The sequence below is a fragment of the Desulfovibrio biadhensis genome, assembly GCF_055388615.1.
Genome location: NZ_AP042477.1, coordinates 399,599 through 417,465 on the forward strand (window position 1 = coordinate 399,599; position 17,867 = coordinate 417,465).

Below are 17,867 nucleotides of genomic sequence, written 5' to 3' on the forward strand. Positions count from 1 at the left end.
ATGCATATTTCCGAGGGCGTACTTTCCGTGCCCATTCTCCTTGCAGGAGGTGGCGTCTCGCTTGCCGGCGCATGGTTGGGACTCAAACGCCTGGACTATGACCATCTTATCACTGCAGCCACCCTGGCCTCAGCGTTTTTTGTCGGCTCTCTCATCCATGTGCCACTTGGCCCTAGCAGCGTGCATCTTCTGCTCAATGGTTTGCTCGGGTTGATTCTCGGGTGGGTGGCTTTTCCCTGCATCCTCGTTGCGCTTTTATTGCAGGCACTGCTTTTTCAGTTCGGTGGCATCACAGTGCTTGGTGTGAACACCATGAACGTGGCCGTACCGGCCATTCTGTGCCGATACTTGCTGTACAGCCAGCTCAAGGCCGGCGGCAAACGGGCCACTGTGGCGGGATTTATTGGCGGTGCTGGCGCAGTACTGGGTACGGCAATCATGGCCGCGCTTTCGCTGGCGTTCACCGATGATGGTTTCCTGGACACCGCAAAGCTTGTGGTGGTTGCCCATATCCCCGTCATGATCATAGAAGGATTCGTTACCATGTTTGCAGTGGGGTATCTGGCTAAAACACACCCCTCCCTTCTGGGGCTGGGTAATGAACTCCATAAACCGGAACATAAGGAGGCTGCATCATGCTGATGCGGGGAGTGCTTACCGCGCTTTGCATCATGTTGTTCGCGATACCAGCCAGCGCGCACAAGATAATATTGAATGCCTGGGGCGAAGGCGACACCCTCATCACTGAAACAGGCTTCAGCGATGGCAGCGCGGGAAAAGAGTCCAAAATCACCGTCACCGACGCCACAACGGGCGCAGAGGTATTGACAGGAGTTGCAGATGAAAATGGCCTCTTTGAGGCGCAAATTCCAGCCGAAGTCATCGTACAAGGTCATGATCTTCAAGTGGTCACGAATGCCGGCGCCGGACACCAGGCCAAGGCGACTGTGTCGGGCGATGAGTTCTCTCCCCCCGTAGAGTCGCCTGCTGCTGAAAAAAACCTTTCAGAGCAGGGCGCAACCGCCTCTTCCGATGCCGTTAAGGTTATGGTGAAGCAGGCCGTACGCGAAGAAATCAAACCCTTGCGCCGCGAAATTATGACCATGGCGGACAAGGGGCCGTCGTTGAGCACCATCCTCGGTGGTATCGGCTATATCTTTGGCCTTGCCGGTGTGGCGGCACTGGTAGGTGCGCGGCGCAGGCACAACGAAACCGCCCACAAATGATACAGGATACACCTATTTCAAGCGCCGGCCCCCTGCTGCGCTTTGATATTCGCTATAAGCTTCTCAGCGCCCTGGCGCTCACCTGCGCCATGGCGCCTATCCAAACAATGGCTGCTGCACTTGTTTCGCTGCTGCTTGGAGTTCTGCTCCTCATTATAGGGCGAGTCCGTATACGTGAAGCTTTACGCCGACTGGCGCCGCCCAATGGATTTTTTGCGTTCGTACTGATTGCCCTGGTGTTTACGTATCCAGGACACCGGTGGTCTCACTGGACTATGGTGAGCATTGACGGTTTTTGGCTCGGTCTGAAGATCGCCGTTAAAGGCAATGCCATGCTCTGCGTACTGTTGACACTGGTAGGCACATCCACGGTTCCCATGGTGGCGCATGGGCTGCAACAGCTTGGCCTGCCGCAGAAATTCGTATTGCTTCTCGCTTTTTCTTACAGACAGATATTCATCACAGCAGAAGAATTCGAACGCCGTTGGTTGGCCTGCACAGCGCGATGCTTTACCCCGCGCATAAACATGCATACCTACCGCACCATAGCCAGTTTGCTGGCCCAAACTTTCGTGGGCAGTCTCTACAGAGCCCGGCGCATCCAAAACGCCATGTTTGCGCGAGGTTTTGACGGTCACTTCCGAAGCCTGGAGCCGGCACCCCCACCAGGAAAAGCAGGGCCACTATTTTTCATTCTGCTTCTGGCAGTTTGCTGCGGTATCACCGTTCTCGACAGAAGGTGGTGGGCATGACAGCAATAGCGACACTGGAAGACGGAGTTGTTTACTATCCCAAGTGCGCAAAAGCGGCCCTTGGCCCTGTAAACTTTGCTCTGCACGCCGGCGAACGAGTAGGGCTGACAGGAGACAACGGCAGCGGCAAGAGCACACTGGTCATGGCCCTTACCGGGCTACGCCCCCTAACGTCAGGGCGGCTCCTCCATAACGGCAAGCCCGTGGTCACACAACGCCAGCTCACTTTATTGCGTCGCGATATCGGCATAGTGTTCCAGAACGCCGACGACCAGCTCTTTCTCCCCACAGTCGTGGAAGATGTTGCCTTTGGCCCATTGAATTTAGGATTCCCTCCCGAAAAAGCCAAAACAAGCGCCATGGAAACGTTGGAACGACTTGGCCAGGCCGACTTTGCCCACAGGCTGACGCACACATTATCCGGCGGACAAAAACGCATTGTTGCCCTTGCCACTGCCCTGGCCATGCACCCCAAAGCCCTTGTGCTGGATGAACCCACCAACGACCTGGACAGCAAGGGAGTTGTCCGCCTCGAAGGCATCCTGCGCGAGGAGAATATCGCGCTGGTGCTCGTTTCACACAATCACGCCTTTCTATCACGACTGGTCACACGCACAGTTCACCTGCAGGCTGGAAAAATCGTCACCCCCGCGCATGCTCTTACGTGAGTCAACATCTGCACATGCGCCCCCTATTTCCTGTGCAAATCACATGATGTCTGCTTGTAGAATTCAGACAAGAAGCTGCAATCCAGCTTTGGCGTTTTTTCGATGAAAAACATAAGCATGACCAGGGCAAGGGCTGAAGCCAGCATGAACAAGGGGCCGAAAAGCCAGAACACGAGCGGCACCAGGAAGTAATACGCGCGCATGCCGATGTGGAAATAGCTCCCCGCCTTGTTGAGTTGCATGGCCACAAAGGTGATGGATGTGCCGTAATTGCCGTCCGTGGTGGGCGTATTGATGATGAACCCCACATGGCTGAACAGGCGGATGGAGAATGAAAAGCTGAAAAAGGCGATGAACAGGTTGCCCAACAACACAAGCAGCTTCAGCGTCATGGTGCTCTGTGCAGTGGAGCCGAAGAGATTCAGGCTGTGCCATGTATTCCCCAACTTGTCCGCCTGTCCTGAAAGCGTCAGCACCCCAACTGCCAAAAGCACAGAGGTGGACGCCAGAAACGTGGCGGCCATGGTGGAGTTGCGCAGAGTCTGCACGGCCAGAATATCCCGCTTTTCCTCCATGACATTGACCACCCAGGCCGTCTTGGCCAGCGTTGTCGCGCCATAAAGCGAATAGATGGGGTTGGTTCGTTGTTTCCAGAGCACAAACATGTGGTAAAACGTAAACAAACCGGCGGAGAGGACAAGACAAACTATATCAAGAATATGCGGAGAAACCATGTCATACATGAAAAACGACCTCTGCAGGCGAAGTACTGCCTTAAAATGTTACGACATATCGTGATGGCGCCATGCACTTCATTAAAGATACATAGCGACTCCTACAACCGCAGCTCAAAAATACCACTGCCCCCCAATACCACCTCCGCGGACATACTTCCAGATGCCTTTGCAAAAACGTGCTCTTTTTTCCAGCTCTTACGCAAGTTCGTACTTCTTGATCTGTTTCCAGATTGTTGTACGAGAGAGCCCCAGCATTCTGGCGGCCTCGGACTGATTGCCCCCGCTGGCCGCAAGGGCCGCAGCCAGGCGTTGTTTCTTGATGGCATCCAGGTCATCACCCACATTTTCCGTAGCGCCCGTTTCAACGCTCCCCCCCAGACATGATGCGAGGGGCGTTGCCAGGGAGCCGCGACTGACGTCCTTTGGCAGATCACGGGGCTCTAGCACGTCGCCAGCGCAAGAGATAAGCGCATACTCGAAGGCGCTCTTCAATTCACGCACATTTCCAGGCCAGGAGTAGCGCATCAATAGTTCCATCGCCTCGTGGGAAATGCTGCGAATGTGCTTGCCTGTTTTGAGTTTGATACGCCTGAAAAAGGCTTCCGCAAGGAGTGGGATGTCTTCCTTGTGTTCTCGCAGGGCAGGCATGTGGATGGGCAGGACATTGATACGGTAGTAGAAGTCACGCCGAAATGTCCCCTGCTCGATGAGCTGTGGTAGGTCCCGGTTGGTGGCTGAAATAATCCTGGCCTGCACAGGCAAAGCACGGTTGTCCCCCACCCGCTCAACTATCTTTTCTTCCAACACGCGCAGAAGCTTGACCTGCGTAGTCAGGGGCATATCGCCGATCTCATCCAGGAAAATGTCCCCTTCCCCTGCCATTTCAAAACGGCCTGAGCGGTCGCAGTGCGCCCCTGTGTAGGCGCCTTTCACATGGCCAAAAAGTTCGCTCTCCAGCAGCGCCTCGTTCAGTGCGGCGCAGTTGACCTTCACATACGGTTTGCCTGCCCGTGCTCCTGCCTTGTGAATGGCGGCGGCCGCCATTTCCTTACCTGTCCCCGATTCACCATAGATGATCACAGGCGCGTCGGACTGGGCGGCCCGCGTAATCATGTCGTACACATCGATCATCCGCGGGGAGCGGCCGATAAGTCCGTAAAACGTGTCTTCGGCCAACAGCTCCCGACGATAGCTTTCAATCTGTGTTTCCTTTTCCAACAACGCGGTCACGTCCGTCAGGCTTTCCACCGCCCCAATGACAGTGCCCGTATCATCCTTGAGCACAGAAGCGTTCTTGATCACATAGACAGTGGAGCCATCCTTATGGCTGATGGCGCAGCGCTGTTTGCGTAGCTCGCCCTTTTCGAACATCACGCACCAGTGGCATCCCTTGGGGTCCAGGGCCTTTTCACAGGACGTGCAGTGAAAAATTGTGCACAGCGAGCCCAGCAGTTCATCCCGACTGAAGCCGGTCAGGCTGCTCAGTGCATCGTTGGTTGAAACAATGCGCCCTTTGAGATCAACGATCATGATCCCGTCTGGAATCGTATTGACTACAGTTTTCCAATATTCGTTCAAGCTGTTCACCACGCAGCCCCCTTGCTGTTCACTTTGTAAACATAAATCATGTTCACATAGTTAACACATGAACAGCGTTAACACAAGGAATCATCTTGATTTCCACGTGGAGACAGGCTGCCACGCGCTCCTATCATTCTTTAATAATATCATTTTTTACCACAGACGCTGCAACCCGAACGTCTTGGCATGTTTGTCGCTTTATAGGGGCAAAGAGACGACGCAACAGGAGTACATCGCATGACCCGTATCGACGCACGCAATTGCATCAGTTCGCTGGCAATGCTTGAGATCGGCATGCATCTGGAGAAAAGCGCCCCTGGCGAGATTCTGGAAATCCTCTGCGACGACGCGTCTCTGCTGGAAGACATCGAGCGTATCCATCCGGACTGTGAATGCAGCCGGATGGAGCGTCAAAGCAAAACGGGCTGGCTGTTAGCCCTGCGCAAACCACAACAAACCAAGGAGCCATGACATGTCCGAACTCGACCTCTCCACCATCACTGCCAACAACACCGCCGACGCACGTGGCAGCGCCTGCCCCGGCCCCCTGCTTGAAGCCAAAAAAGGCATTGGCAAAGTCAAGGTGGGTGAAATCCTGGAAATTTTTTCCAACGATTCCGGAACCAGGACCGACATTCCGGCGTGGGCCAAGAAAGTCGGCCACGACTATCTGGGCGTCTTGGAGGCTGATGGCTACGACAAGCATTTCATCCGCAGGAAAAAATAAGGCGAGGTATGCCATGGGCAGCCAGGCAAGCGGCAGCACACAAGGCAAGATCCTGGTTCTGGCTACGGAAAGCTGCGCCTATCCAGGAGCGGATTCCGTGGGGCAGGCCCACTCCAGCTATCCGGCCAATGTCCACATCCTCAAGGTCAAGGCGCCGGTGTTGTTTCCGGAATCCTTTTACCTGGAAAGCCTTAGAAAAGGCATCGCCGGAATCATCATCATGTCCTGCGGTGAGGAGTGCCCCTATGAAGGAGCTTACAAGGCCATGGCAAGGCGACTGGATCGCATCTACGAACTGATGAAAGAGGAAGGCATGGACATACGCCGGGTACGACTGACCGCGATTTGCACGGTCTGCAACAGGGCCTTTCTCAACGAAGTGAACCAGATGGAACAGGTGATCCAGGAACTGGACAAGCAGGAACTGAGCGAAGCAGTTCCGGCCTGAAACGCTGAACCGGGCCCCGCTCATTAGACGGGGCCCGGGCGTGGAGCAAGACATGGATCCGATACAAGAACAGACATTTGACGCCATGGTGGTCGGGGGCGGCATAGCAGGGCTGCAAGCGGCCCTGGACCTAGCCGACCAGGGCTACAAGACAGCGGTCATCGAAAAGGACGCCTCCATCGGCGGCAAGATGATCCGACTGTCCAAGGTGTTTCCCACCCTTGATTGCGCAAGCTGCATCACCACGCCAAAAATGGCTGCAGCTGCCCATCACGAGGGCATAACCCTTTTTACCTATTGTGATCTGGATGGTCTGACTCGCGAAGAAAGTGGCTTCACGGCAGCCGTCACCCAGCGCCCGCGATACGTGGACATAGACGCCTGCATCGGCTGCCGCAAATGCGAATATGAGTGCCCCGTGCTGGTGCCAGATGCGGAACAAGGCGGGTTTGCCGGCCGTAAGGCCATACGCATCCCCTTTTCCAACGCCATTCCCCAAAAGGCCGTGCTGGACGTGGAGAACTGCATGCTCTGCGGCAAATGCGCCAGTGTTTGCCCCACAGGGGCGGTACACTATAACCAGCAGCCCGAATCCCTGCGTATCAAGGCCGACGCCGTGGTGCTCTCCACAGGGTTTGAGCTCAGCCCCATAGAAGATAAGCGACAATACGGCATGGGTGACATTCCCAATGTGGTCAGCTCCATGCAGATGGAGCGCCTGCTTGCACCCCATGGCCCTTATGGGCGGGTACTGCGCCCTTCTGACGGCATGATTCCAGACTCCATCGCCTACGTGCAATGCGCAGGCTCGCGCGACGCCAGCATGGGAGTGCCCTATTGCTCGCGAGTCTGTTGTATGTACGCCATAAAACAGGCCATGCTGCTGTCTGGCTCCCTGCCACTTGCCGACATCACTATCTATTACATGGACATCCGGGCATTCGGCAAAAACTACGAACAGTTCTACCAAAACGCCAAAGCCATGGGCATTGAATTCGTCAAGGCCAAGGTGGCGCGGCTGGACCCAGGTGAAAACGGCGCCGTTGCGGTCCGCTTTGAGGACCAGGCCGGTGAAGGCGTGACAACACGGGAACATGACATGGTGGTGCTTTCCATGGGCATGCTGCCTGGCTGGCAGCCTGGTGACGCCTGCCCCACTTCCACGGCGGACGACGGGTTCTTCCTCACTCCTCGCCCCAAAACGTCGCCCTCTTTCACCGACATGGAAGGCGTCTTTGTCGCGGGCGTGGCCGCAGGCCCAAAGGACATTGTGGACACCATCACCGAAGCGGGCGCTGCCGCCATGGAAGCGGCCAAATACCTCAGCGCCCGCGCCACGGTACGGAAGGAGGCGAACCATGCCTACGCATAACGATGAGCCAAAAGTCGGCGTCTACATCTGCTATTGCGGGGGCAACATCTCCGATCATGTAGACGTGGAAGAAGTCCGCGAACGCATGGAAAAGGTGCCGGGCGTTGCTGTGGCGAAAACCAATATGTTCATGTGCTCCGACCCAGGGCAGGAACAGATCATGGAAGACCTCAAAAGCGGCGCCGTCAACCGCGTTGTCGTGGCTTCCTGCGCTCCGAGCCTGCACGAAACCACCTTCCGGGCGGCCATCGCCCGTGCAGGGGGCAATCCTTACCAGTATGAGCACGCCAACATCCGCGAACAAGTCAGTTGGGTACATCACGGCGCCCCTGCCACGGACAAGGCCACCCGCATGGTTTCTGCCGCCACGGCCAAAGCCTGCCAGCTCACGCCCCTGGAACCCATTCGCGTGGACGCTCTGCGTCGCGCCGTGGTCATCGGCGGCGGGCTTGCCGGCATGCGCACCGCCCTGGATATGGCCGATCGTGGCATAGAGGTGGTGCTGGTCGAAAAATCACCCTTTCTCGGTGGTGGCGTAGCCCGTCTCGGCCGCCTGGCGCCAACAGGAGAACAGGCCGCCGACCTGCTGACCGACCTGTCTCAAAAGGCCCTTGCGCACCCGAATATCACGGTGCATGCAGGCGCGGTGCTGACCAGCTTTGGCGGCTATGTGGGCAAGTTCCAAATCACGCTGTCACAATCAGGGATATCTGGCTTTTCGGATCAGGAGCCCGGCACACTGGTGCCTGGCAAGGGCGTTGTGGCCCCGGCCCTGATTGGCCCTGAGGGCCTTGCTCTGGAGACGGGAGTCATCGTCCTGGCCACGGGATTCAGTTCCTATGAGCCCCGCACCGGAGAATACGGCTATAACGAGCATCCCGAAGTCATCACCCTGCCCAGGCTGCTCAGCGAGCTCGCGGCCCAAGACAACCACAAGGGGCACCCGGATCAGTCCCTGACCATCGACGGCCGCACCATCCGACGTATGGCCATCATCCATTGTGTAGGGAGCCGACAGATTCCCGGTATACATAAGGAAAACGAAAAAGGGCAGCTCAATGAGCACTGCTCACGCGTATGCTGCTCCGCCTCCATCAATGCGGCCAACACCGTACGCGAGGCCTGGCCTGGCACCACCATCTACGAACTCTACCGCGACATCCGCACATACGGACGCGGGCAGGAGGAACTCTACGCCAAGGCATCTGCCAACAAGGTCGTATTCATGCGCTTTGGCGATGAGGAAATGCCCGCCGTACGCGGTGGCTCGGACAAGGACGGCTTCCCCCTGGTGGTCAGTGTCAAGGATGAACTCACATTCGGCGAGGAGCTCGATGTCCCCGTGGACCTGCTGGTCTTGGCCACAGGTATGGAGCCTGGCCCCATACCGGAATTGGTTGACCTGCTCAAGCTCCCGGTCGGCGCGGATCGCTTTCTTTTGGAAGTGCACCCCAAACTGCGGCCTGTGGAGTTGCCCGTGTCGGGCATTTTTCTGGCCGGCACCTGTCAGGCACCAATGGATGCAGGTGAGGTATGCAACGCCGCGTCAGCCGCTGCGGTCAAGGCCGCGGCGCTGCTGGGCAAGGGTTTTGTGGAGCTCGACCCCTTTGTAGCCGAGGTGGATTTGAAAAAATGCACCGGCTGCGGCGCGTGCGTGGACGCCTGCCTCAACGACGGGGCGCTCTCTCTGGTGCAAACCGACACCGATGACACAACCACTGTCAGGGCCCAGATAACCCCCGCCCTGTGCTTGGGGTGTGGCGCCTGCGTGGCCGTTTGCCCGGAAAACGCCATCGACGTCAACGGTTGGACCCTGGGGCAATACGAAGCCATGGTCGACATGATCGTTTCCGACGCGGGCATGGAGACTGGAGCATAAAGGAGAAACGCCATGGGACGCGAAACCCCAAAGGCTGGATTGGACAAGGAAACGATGAAAGCGCTGCGTGAAGAGCGGAAACAATGGGTGGATGCCGCTGCCGCCAATGCGCGTGAAACCCGAAAAGCATTGAAGGCCATACGTGGGGCGCTGGAGGGCGATGGCGCCACGGCCCCGGAGGTCGCTGCAGCCACTGGACTTGAGACTGATAAAGCCCTTTGGTTGCTGGCCAGCATGAGAAAGTTCGGCGAAGTGGCCGAGGCCGGCAAGGACGGCGACTTCTACCGCTACACCCTTGTCGGTGGACAGACACCTGAATCCGGGAGCGCCGAAGCTCCTGCCCAATAGCCGGCCCCTGGCCGTATACGTCAAAAAGGAGAAACGCCATGGCCATGCTCGATCCCGAATTCATGGGCAGGCTAGCATTGGTGGCACACGACACTGGAGCAGAGTGCTTCAATTGCGGCACCTGCGCCGCCATCTGCCCCCTCATTGAGGGGCACTTTCCCAGAAAAATGATCCGCTATGCCCAATTAGGCGCAGAGGATCTGATACTGGAGCACGCCCGGGACTTGTGGCGCTGCCTGCACTGCGGCCTGTGCACGCAGACCTGCCCCCGCGGCGCAAATCCCGGCGAAGTCATCCTTGCACTCAAGGAACACGTGGTCGCCAAGTGGAGGGAAGACTGATGTACGAACCACGAGACATCATTGAAACGCTGGCCGATAACGTCCGCAAGACCATGAGCCCCTTTGCGGTGCCCAAATCCATGGTCAATGACTGGTGGAAGGGACAGAATCTGCCCACCCAAGGCGATGCCCTGCTCTTCACCGGCCTCATGTACCAGTTCGTGCCATTCATCGAGGCGGCTACAAAACAACTCGAGCGCTTTGAGGATACGCAGTGGGCCACTTATTTACCCTACGCCCGTTACGTACCCAAGCTCATTTCCGGGCTTGGCCTGTCCATGATGACGCCCGCAGCGGGCAAAAAACGCGCCGCCGCCCATCTTCAGGACATCGTCAAGGTGCTGCAGGCAGCGGGCAAAAGCTTCTACTACAGCCACGAACTCGATGAATACAGCGGTATCCTTCTCTATGACCTTGGCGATCAGCACAACTTTGCAGCACACGCCAAACGCATTGCCGAAAAGCTGCAAAAAGCGGGGGTCCGCAAGCTGATAACAACAGACCCCCACACCACGTATGCCGTGAAGGTTCTCTACCCCCGCTATACGGGCGTTTCCTTCGAGGTAAGCACCTACTTCGAAGAACTCGCCTTTGACGGCAGCCACCAGGGAGAAAAACTCGTACTCCATGATCCATGCTTTTACGGGCGCTATCTCGAGCTTTCGGATAAACCGCGCAAGACCCTTTCCGGCCTTGGCTATGAATGCGTAGACCTCCGTGAATGCGGGACCTTCACCAGTTGCTGCGGGGGGCCGGCCGAATCCATTTCCCCCAAGCTGTCGTCGCGCATAGGAAAAAGCCGTGTGGAAACCCTGCAGGGGCCTGGGGAGCAGATCGTCTCCATGTGCCCCCTGTGCCTGAACAACCTGGAAAAATCAGGGGCAAACGTGGTCGACCTCTCCCATGTTCTGGCCCAAAGCCTTTAATTCAATAAATATTCAAACGCGAGGAAAAAGACATGTCCGACAAGCAGGAAAAAATACTCTACATCTGCACCCATGCTAATGACGACCCTGAAAAAGCTCACCTTCCCTTTGTGCTGGGAAACGCGGCCCTGGCCATGGACGTGAAGGCTACAGTGGTGCTGCAGTCCAACGGTGTGTACCTGGCCAAGAAGGGATTTGTGGATAACATGGTTGCTGGCGGTGGGTTTCCTCCCATCAAAAAACTGTTGGAAGACTTTCTGGAGCAAGGAGGCGAGATCAAGGTCTGCAAACCTTGCATCGCAGAACGCCACATCGATGAAAGCGATCTCATCGAAGGAGCTGCCACCACTGCTGGCGGCGCATTGAATATCGCCGCCATCGAGGCCGACGCCGTACTCTCGTTCTAGCTCTTCACACCCACTTTCTGCTGCACAAGGGCCGCGATAAACCGCGGTCCTTTTTCTTTTTTCCTCTCCAGGCAACGCCCCCTACAGCACTCTGCTGGAATTATGGAGCTGTATCTCCTTACCTCACGACGTATCGTGCACTACCACGTGCGTCCACACAGTTATACCAATCACAAATTCGTGTTACATAAATTCACTTACAACCTTTTATTGTTTTGTAAGAAAACGCAACAAGCCGTTTCAATACGGACACTGCATAGCATCCTGCGCCAATACAATTTTACTGCGTCTGTCCGGTCACTGAGACAGCATTATTATCATGCAAACAGTACAACAATATAATGTACAATCCCCTTATTTTCGATATTGAGGAGTATGCCGTGAAATTCTACCGCCACATGGAGGGCCTATGTTTCGTAAGGTGTTGCTTTCTGCGACTGCGGCTGTGATCGCTATCGTCACGGTCACCGTGGCCATGGCCTACGACGTTCCTGATAAAATCCTGCTGGAACGCCCTAAAAACAATAAAGTTCTCAATGACTGGGTGAAGAATGTGGACTTTCCCCACGGCTTTCACGCCATTCGCGTGCCTTGCAGAGACTGTCATCACAAGGAAACGGACAAGGATCTCGGCAATTTCGTCCCCTGCAGACAGTGCCACTCCGGCGACGACCCCAACGACCCCACAGGTTTCTACCGCGCCTGGCATTCCGAAGGACCGCCCAGCTGTCTTGGCTGCCACACGCAAATGCGCGTCACAGGCGGCAAGAATCCCATTGGCTGCACAACAGCCTGCCACAAACCTGAATAATTCGTCGTCTTTTTGCGCATTTTGTTGTTGCTCGCTTCCCTGAATTCGCTGGCCAGCCTGGCCATGCCACTGGCCCGTAGAGGCGGAAGTAAGCAGTCTTTATTAAGGAGGATACCATGTCGAACGGGAACAGATTCGAATCTCTGAAGATGCTTGTCGGTGAAACTAAGCCGAATCGCAGAGATTTTTTGAAATTTTGCGGTGTCATGGCGACCTTTCTGGGTATGGGGCCCACCTTTGCGCCCCAGGTTGCCCATGCCCTGACCACCAAAAAGCGCCCCTCCGTGGTGTATCTGCATTGCGCAGAGTGCACCGGCTGTACGGAAGGGCTCTTGCGCTCCTATCAACCCTATTTCGATGAAATTATCCTGAGCACCATTTCCCTGGATTACTGCGAGACCCTGATGGCGGCTTCCGGCCATGCAGCCCACGCAGCACTGGAAAAGGCCATCACCAACCCGGAAGGCTACATCTGCGTGATTGAAGGCGGTATCCCCACATATCACGGGGGCGAGTATGGCAAAGTAGGCGGCGAAACCATGTTTCAGCTCTGCGCCCGTGTTGCCGCCAAAGCCACTGCCACCATCGCCATAGGCTCCTGCGCCTGTTTTGGAGGCGTGCAAGCTGCCAAGCCAAACCTCTCAGGGGCAAAAGGCGTGAACGATGCCCTGCAAGCCGTCGGCGTCAACGCAATCAACATCTCCGGGTGTCCCCCAAATCCCATGAACTTCGTGGGCACGGTGGTGCACCTGCTGACCAAGGGCATGCCCAAGCTGGACAAGTGGAACCGGCCAAAACTCTTTTTTGGCGATACGGTGCACGCCCATTGCCCCCGACAGGAGCACTTCAATAAAGGCGAATTCGCGCAAGGATTTGACAGTCCGGAAGCCAAAAAAGGCTGGTGCCTCTACCAGATGGGGTGCAAGGGGCCATACACCTACAACAACTGCCCCACAGCCTTGTTCAACCAGGTCAGCTGGCCTGTTCAGGCAGGAGCGCCCTGCATCGGTTGTAGCGAACCCAATTTCTGGGACGAGTACTCTCCCTTTTTCAAGCCCATTGAAGATGGGAACATATAACCCGCGCCATCTGGAAGGAGGATATTCCGCATGAGCCAAACGACTGCCACCAGCACCGGCAAGCGGTTGATTGTTGATCCGGTGACGCGTCTTGAAGGCCACTTGAAGGTCGAAGTCGAACTGCAAAAAGACAAAATCGTCAAGTCCTGGTCCAGCGCCCAGCTGTTCAGAGGACTGGAAACCATACTCAAGGGGCGCGATCCCCAGGACGCTCCCTTGTTCACCCAGAGAGCCTGCGGTGTATGTACAAATACCCATGCCCTCACAAGCATCCGGGCCATTGAAGACGCCATAGGCGTTCAGGTGCCGCCCCTGGCAAAGTTGATGCGCTATCTCATCCTGGCGCCTCTACTCATCCAGGACCACCTGGTGCACTTTTATCACCTGCACGGATTGGACTGGATAGACATGGCTTCCGCCACCCAGGCCGACCCGGTCAAGGCAGGCAAACTTGTAGGCAGCACCAGCAAACGTGGCGATGATCCCTCGCATTTGTTCATCATTCAGAAAAAATTAAAGGATTTCGTAGCGTCGGGGCAGTTGGGCTTTCTGGAAAACGCCTACTTTCTTGGGGGCAACCCGGCCTATCATTTCACTCCGGAAGAAAACCTTATCCTCTCGGCGCACTACTTTGAGGGGTTGCGCATCCAACTGGAATTGGGCCGCGCCATGGCCATCTTCGGCGGCAAAAACCCGCACTCGCAGACAATGGTTGTGGGGGGCATGACCTGCTACGAGACTCTGAAACAGGAAGTCATGGACCACTACAAATCGATATGGAGCAAAACCATGGAGTTTTGCGAAAACGCCATGATGCCGGACATTCTGATGCTGGCCAAGCGTTACCCCGAGGCCATGAACTACGGCAGAACATCCAACTTCTATGCCTTTGCTGACTTCCACGATCCCGTTACGGGTAAAGCCCCCTACTTCACATCCGGGGTGCTCTGGGGCAACGACTTCAACAAGCTGGAAGAGATGGACATGGACGCCATTGCCGAGGACGTGACCCACAGCTGGTACGAAGGGAGCGAAGCGCTCAAGCCATATGACGGCGTCACCGCCCCTAAATATACCAGCTACGATGACAAGGAAAAATACTCCTGGTCAAAATCCCCGCGCTACAAAGGGGAGCCCATGGAAACCGGCCCCCTGGCCCGGCGCGCCATTGCTTATGCAAAAAAGGAGGAAGAAACAAGAACCATCATGGACGCGTTCTTCGAAGCCTCTGGCATGAAGCCGGAGAACCTCTTTTCCACCCTTGGCCGTACGGTGTGCCGCGTATTGGAAACCACCATGCTCACCCGCCGCCTGAAAGGGTGGATAGACGACACTGAAAAGCGCATTCAGGCCGGGGAGGATACGATCTACCAGAGTTGGGAAATGCCGGACACCGCCCAGGGCGTGGGCACATGCTGCGTCACCCGCGGCGGTCTTTCCCACTGGATTCGCATAAAGGGCGGCAAGATCGACAACTTCCAGTTGGTGGTGCCCTCCACATGGAACTTTGGCCCCCGCTGCGCCAACGACAAAATCGGCCCTGCGGAAGAGTCCCTTGTCGGCTGCCCCTGCCCTGATCCGGAGCGCCCTGTAGAGATTCTGCGGACTATCCACTCCTTTGACCCGTGCCTGGCCTGCGCCGTGCACATCATTGACCAGCGCGACAAAAGCGTACGCAAGTTCAAGGTACTGTAAGCATCCATCAATGACCGAAAGGCCGGGAGCCATACTCCCGGCCTTCCCTTTATTCAACTAACGTTCACCCCCCAACTATTGCATAGCACCCATTGGTTCTTGCCAGGCACACCAAAAACAGTTTAGCAGCTTGACCTTTTTGTTTAGTTGCTATACCAATCTTTCATGCGAACTACTCAAGAAGTCCAGCAAGCCTTTTCATCCCTTGGGTCCATCCTGGAGAAATTTCTCAGGGTAAGTAAAATTCCTATTGAATTTATGCCAGGCGAAACGTTGTACCCATCAGAAATCCACGCAATCAGTTGGGTGACAAAGCATGCTCCAGTCAGTGTCTCTGAAGTCGGCAAGGCTTTTAGTACGACAAAAGGGGCATCCTCCCAAATCGTAACGAAACTGGTGGAAAGGGGTTTTCTGCAAAAAGAACCCGATCCTGAAAAGCTCTCCCGCATACTTGTCACCGTCACGGACAAAGGGCGCAATGCCCATGAGAAACACATGGAATTTCATATGGAGCACGACAAGGAGTTCATTCACTACCTGGCGTCCATGACGCCGGAACAGGCAGCCATGTTCGAGCAACTATGCGAAAAAATGCACCTGTGGATGGATTCTTATCTGGAATGACGCACAACCTGGTCGCAAGGAGCAACTATGCAGTCACCAAAAAGCGATTTCTCATTTGTAGAAGCAATGATGATGCAGAACCTGGCATTCAGAGCCATCCTGGAAAGCATGCGCCTGCATCTGTTCGACGATCTGGACAACGGCCCTGTACACGCTGCTAACATTGCAGAAAAGCATGGCTTCCAAGAAAACCCGACAAAAGCACTGCTCGATCTGCTTGCAGGGCAAGGTATACTCCTGCAGGGCCCTGCGGGGTATGCCAACAGCCTTGTCGCCAGCGAACATCTGGTCTCCACCTCTCCTTTTTACCAGGGTAAGGCGCTGGAGCTTCATACTCGCTTCAACGAATTCATTCAGAGCGACTTTCTCGCCCTGCTCAAAGGCGAGGCAGACATGCGCAAGAGCGTGGACGACGGCTGGGGCATGGAGGACAATATGACCGGCACACTGCAACACGCACGCATGGGCGCCCTGCAGGATACCGTCACCATGGTCACCACACTGTCTGGCCTGAACGAATCAGGCATGCTGTGCGACATTGGCGGCAACCACGGTGAGTTCTCAATGTCAGTCCTCGAGCTGTACCCAGATATGACAGGGGAAATACTTGATATGCCCCATGTGGCGGAAGCCGCCAACAAACGCATTGCGCAGCGGGGCTACAGCGAGAGGCTGCAGGCTGTTACCCATGACTTACGTGAGAAGCCTTTGCCGGTTGATCGCTACGATTTGATTCTCGCTTCTCATGTGCTTTACGGCTTTGTAAATGAACTTGATAACTTTGCGCGCCAGCTCCACAGCGCATTGCGCCCCGGCGGTTGGTTCGTATCGCATCACCTGAACCCGGCGGGAGATTTGGACCCGCGCTATATTGCCACCGTTCAGTTCATCACCAACGTATCGGGTTATTCGACTCATTTTCTGGAAAAAAGCAAACTGGAGTCTGTACTTGCCGCTGCCGGCTTTACGGACATCCAATGGAGCCCCGCGGGTAAACTCCGTGGGGGCTTGCTCCTGGCAGGCAGGAAAGCATAAGGTAATGAACAACATGCGGGGCCTGCAAAGGCCCCCTTTCCCCATTGCAACCAGCCGCCTTTTCATTCGGTTGCCGCGCCACTGCCGGTGTTCCTCGCCGTAAGTTACTTTCCAGTCACAACTCTTTTTACAATCTGTTGCGCTGCAAGGTTGCGGCAACGCCGGCGAACGCGGTACACTCTTTTTGGTTGCACAACCGGCATAAGCCTTTCTCCTTCTTGCATCAGAGGATTACAAACAACAAGGCGGCACCCAATCAAGTGAATGCTCTTACCCTTTCACGCATGTATTATGAGACATACTGCGCCCCGATGCTTCGGGAACAATTCCCGGAACTTGCCCGACGGGTTGCTGCCGGTCTGGTGGGCGAGGGCTCGGAATGTCTGGGGTTTGACGATACGATCTCACAGGATCACGATTGGGGCGCGGCCGTCTGCCTCTGGTTGGAAAAACAGGATTACCAGGAGCATGGGACCACGCTCCAGCACGCCTTGGCAGAGCTGCCCCAGTCCATACAGGGGTATCCGGTGCGCCAGGAAAGCGCCATGGCGGCCGGGCGTTCCGGCGTTCTTGAAATCGAACAGTTCTATTACAGGCATATTGGCTATCCACAAGGGCCGAAAACACTTGCCGACTGGCTGCGCATCCAGGAAACAAGACTGAATACCACGACCAACGGCGCGGTTTTCGCAGACCCTGCGGGGCAGTTCACTGCCATTAGAAGGCGTTTGCTCGCTTTTTATCCTGAAGACGTGCGCAAGAAAAAACTGGCGGCGCGTTGTGCAACCATTGCCCAGGCCGGCCAGTACAATCTGCCGCGGTGCGTAAAGCGCAGGGAATATGTTGCGGCAGCCATGGCGGAAAGCCAGTTTATGGATGGGGTTTGTTCCGCTGTTTTTTTACTGAACAAGCAATACATGCCCTTTTACAAGTGGGCGCACAAAGCCTTGCGCGCTCTCCCGCTGCTCGGCGCGCCTGTTGCGACACAATTATCGGACCTGGTCGCCCTTGCCGGGGGCAACAGTTCGTCTTATGAAAAGAAGATCGAACTGATCGAAGAAATCAGCGTAATGCTGATTGAGGTGCTGACGCATCAGGAACTTAGCGACAGCCAGAGTTCCTTTCTGCTCGACCATGCGTTTGCGATCCAAAACAGCATAAGCGACAGTGACATAAAAGCAGTAAACGTATTCTTGGGGTAACGCCCAACC

General features: G+C 55.8%; 21 protein-coding genes. 19 read left to right on the forward strand and 2 right to left on the reverse strand.

Translation table 11 applies throughout. From position 1 onward, the window contains the following. Genes cbiM through ACZ5EH_RS01705 form a run of 4 tightly spaced genes read left to right on the forward strand, consistent with a single transcriptional unit; the run spans position 1 to position 2,646 of the window. The gene (gene cbiM, locus ACZ5EH_RS01690; RefSeq protein ID WP_464276409.1) at positions 1-642 is read left to right on the forward strand and encodes a cobalt transporter CbiM; all 642 of its coding nucleotides are present in this window, start codon (positions 1-3) and stop codon (positions 640-642) included. Continuing rightward, complete coding sequence (locus tag ACZ5EH_RS01695; protein ID WP_464276410.1) at positions 636-1,226, forward strand: hypothetical protein; 591 nt, start codon at positions 636-638, stop codon at positions 1,224-1,226. Before cbiM ends, ACZ5EH_RS01695 begins: the two co-directional genes overlap by 7 nt. Continuing rightward, the gene (gene cbiQ, locus ACZ5EH_RS01700) at positions 1,223-1,978 is read left to right on the forward strand and encodes a cobalt ECF transporter T component CbiQ (RefSeq protein WP_464276411.1); all 756 of its coding nucleotides are present in this window, start codon (positions 1,223-1,225) and stop codon (positions 1,976-1,978) included. The genes ACZ5EH_RS01695 and cbiQ overlap by 4 nt, the downstream gene beginning before the upstream one ends. Continuing rightward, a complete protein-coding gene (locus ACZ5EH_RS01705; protein WP_464276412.1) occupies positions 1,975-2,646 on the forward strand; it encodes an energy-coupling factor ABC transporter ATP-binding protein in 672 nt (223 codons plus the stop codon). Before cbiQ ends, ACZ5EH_RS01705 begins: the two co-directional genes overlap by 4 nt. A gap of 23 nt (positions 2,647-2,669) precedes the next feature. On the opposite strand, the gene ACZ5EH_RS01710 is transcribed toward ACZ5EH_RS01705, so the two are convergent. Further along, positions 2,670-3,389, reverse strand: a complete 720-nt coding sequence (locus ACZ5EH_RS01710; protein ID WP_464276413.1) for a DUF599 domain-containing protein — start codon at positions 3,387-3,389, stop codon at positions 2,670-2,672. 189 nt (positions 3,390-3,578) lie between these two features. After that, positions 3,579-4,970, reverse strand: coding sequence for a sigma-54 interaction domain-containing protein (locus tag ACZ5EH_RS01715; protein WP_464276414.1), 1,392 nt, complete (start codon positions 4,968-4,970; stop codon positions 3,579-3,581). A 231-nt stretch (positions 4,971-5,201) separates the two neighbouring features. Here ACZ5EH_RS01715 and ACZ5EH_RS01720 point away from each other — a divergent pair, with 231 nt between their 5' ends. The 15 genes from ACZ5EH_RS01720 (at position 5,202) to ACZ5EH_RS01790 (ending at position 17,858) form a co-directional block, all read left to right on the forward strand. Further along, complete coding sequence (locus tag ACZ5EH_RS01720) at positions 5,202-5,435, forward strand: sulfurtransferase TusA family protein (protein WP_464276415.1); 234 nt, start codon at positions 5,202-5,204, stop codon at positions 5,433-5,435. A gap of 1 nt (position 5,436) precedes the next feature. Then, positions 5,437-5,691 carry a sulfurtransferase TusA family protein gene (locus ACZ5EH_RS01725; protein ID WP_464276416.1) on the forward strand — a complete coding sequence of 85 codons (255 nt, stop codon included), beginning with the start codon at positions 5,437-5,439 and terminating at the stop codon, positions 5,689-5,691. A 13-nt stretch (positions 5,692-5,704) separates the two neighbouring features. Then, positions 5,705-6,139 carry a hydrogenase iron-sulfur subunit gene (locus tag ACZ5EH_RS01730; RefSeq protein WP_464276417.1) on the forward strand — a complete coding sequence of 145 codons (435 nt, stop codon included), beginning with the start codon at positions 5,705-5,707 and terminating at the stop codon, positions 6,137-6,139. Between the two features lie 52 nt (positions 6,140-6,191). Beyond that, positions 6,192-7,511 (forward strand): FAD-dependent oxidoreductase, encoded by a 1,320-nt coding sequence (locus tag ACZ5EH_RS01735; protein WP_464276418.1) that lies wholly within the window; start codon positions 6,192-6,194, stop codon positions 7,509-7,511. Further along, a complete protein-coding gene (locus ACZ5EH_RS01740) occupies positions 7,498-9,390 on the forward strand; it encodes a CoB--CoM heterodisulfide reductase iron-sulfur subunit A family protein (RefSeq protein WP_464276419.1) in 1,893 nt (630 codons plus the stop codon). The genes ACZ5EH_RS01735 and ACZ5EH_RS01740 overlap by 14 nt, the downstream gene beginning before the upstream one ends. A 12-nt stretch (positions 9,391-9,402) precedes the next feature. Beyond that, the gene (locus tag ACZ5EH_RS01745) at positions 9,403-9,738 is read left to right on the forward strand and encodes a winged helix-turn-helix domain-containing protein (RefSeq protein ID WP_464276420.1); all 336 of its coding nucleotides are present in this window, start codon (positions 9,403-9,405) and stop codon (positions 9,736-9,738) included. A 38-nt stretch (positions 9,739-9,776) separates the two neighbouring features. Continuing rightward, complete coding sequence (locus ACZ5EH_RS01750; RefSeq protein WP_464276421.1) at positions 9,777-10,079, forward strand: 4Fe-4S dicluster domain-containing protein; 303 nt, start codon at positions 9,777-9,779, stop codon at positions 10,077-10,079. Further along, positions 10,079-11,005, forward strand: coding sequence for a (Fe-S)-binding protein (locus ACZ5EH_RS01755; protein ID WP_464276422.1), 927 nt, complete (start codon positions 10,079-10,081; stop codon positions 11,003-11,005). Before ACZ5EH_RS01750 ends, ACZ5EH_RS01755 begins: the two co-directional genes overlap by 1 nt. Before the next feature lie 32 nt (positions 11,006-11,037). Beyond that, positions 11,038-11,412 (forward strand): DsrE family protein, encoded by a 375-nt coding sequence (locus tag ACZ5EH_RS01760; protein ID WP_464276423.1) that lies wholly within the window; start codon positions 11,038-11,040, stop codon positions 11,410-11,412. Between the two features lie 409 nt (positions 11,413-11,821). After that, entirely contained in the window at positions 11,822-12,223 is a 402-nt protein-coding gene (locus ACZ5EH_RS01765) for a cytochrome c3 family protein (RefSeq protein ID WP_464276424.1), read from the forward strand. A gap of 116 nt (positions 12,224-12,339) precedes the next feature. Then, positions 12,340-13,302: a hydrogenase small subunit gene (locus ACZ5EH_RS01770; RefSeq protein WP_464276425.1), complete on the forward strand. Its 963-nt coding sequence runs from the start codon at positions 12,340-12,342 to the stop codon at positions 13,300-13,302. Positions 13,303-13,332: 30 nt separating this feature from the next. Next, positions 13,333-14,997 carry a nickel-dependent hydrogenase large subunit gene (locus ACZ5EH_RS01775; protein WP_464276426.1) on the forward strand — a complete coding sequence of 555 codons (1,665 nt, stop codon included), beginning with the start codon at positions 13,333-13,335 and terminating at the stop codon, positions 14,995-14,997. Between the two features lie 165 nt (positions 14,998-15,162). Next, positions 15,163-15,621 (forward strand): MarR family winged helix-turn-helix transcriptional regulator, encoded by a 459-nt coding sequence (locus tag ACZ5EH_RS01780; RefSeq protein ID WP_464276427.1) that lies wholly within the window; start codon positions 15,163-15,165, stop codon positions 15,619-15,621. A 27-nt stretch (positions 15,622-15,648) separates the two neighbouring features. Next, positions 15,649-16,656, forward strand: a complete 1,008-nt coding sequence (locus tag ACZ5EH_RS01785; RefSeq protein ID WP_464276428.1) for a methyltransferase — start codon at positions 15,649-15,651, stop codon at positions 16,654-16,656. A gap of 311 nt (positions 16,657-16,967) precedes the next feature. Further along, positions 16,968-17,858, forward strand: coding sequence for a DUF4037 domain-containing protein (locus ACZ5EH_RS01790; RefSeq protein ID WP_464276429.1), 891 nt, complete (start codon positions 16,968-16,970; stop codon positions 17,856-17,858). Positions 17,859-17,867: the final 9 nt, after the last annotated feature.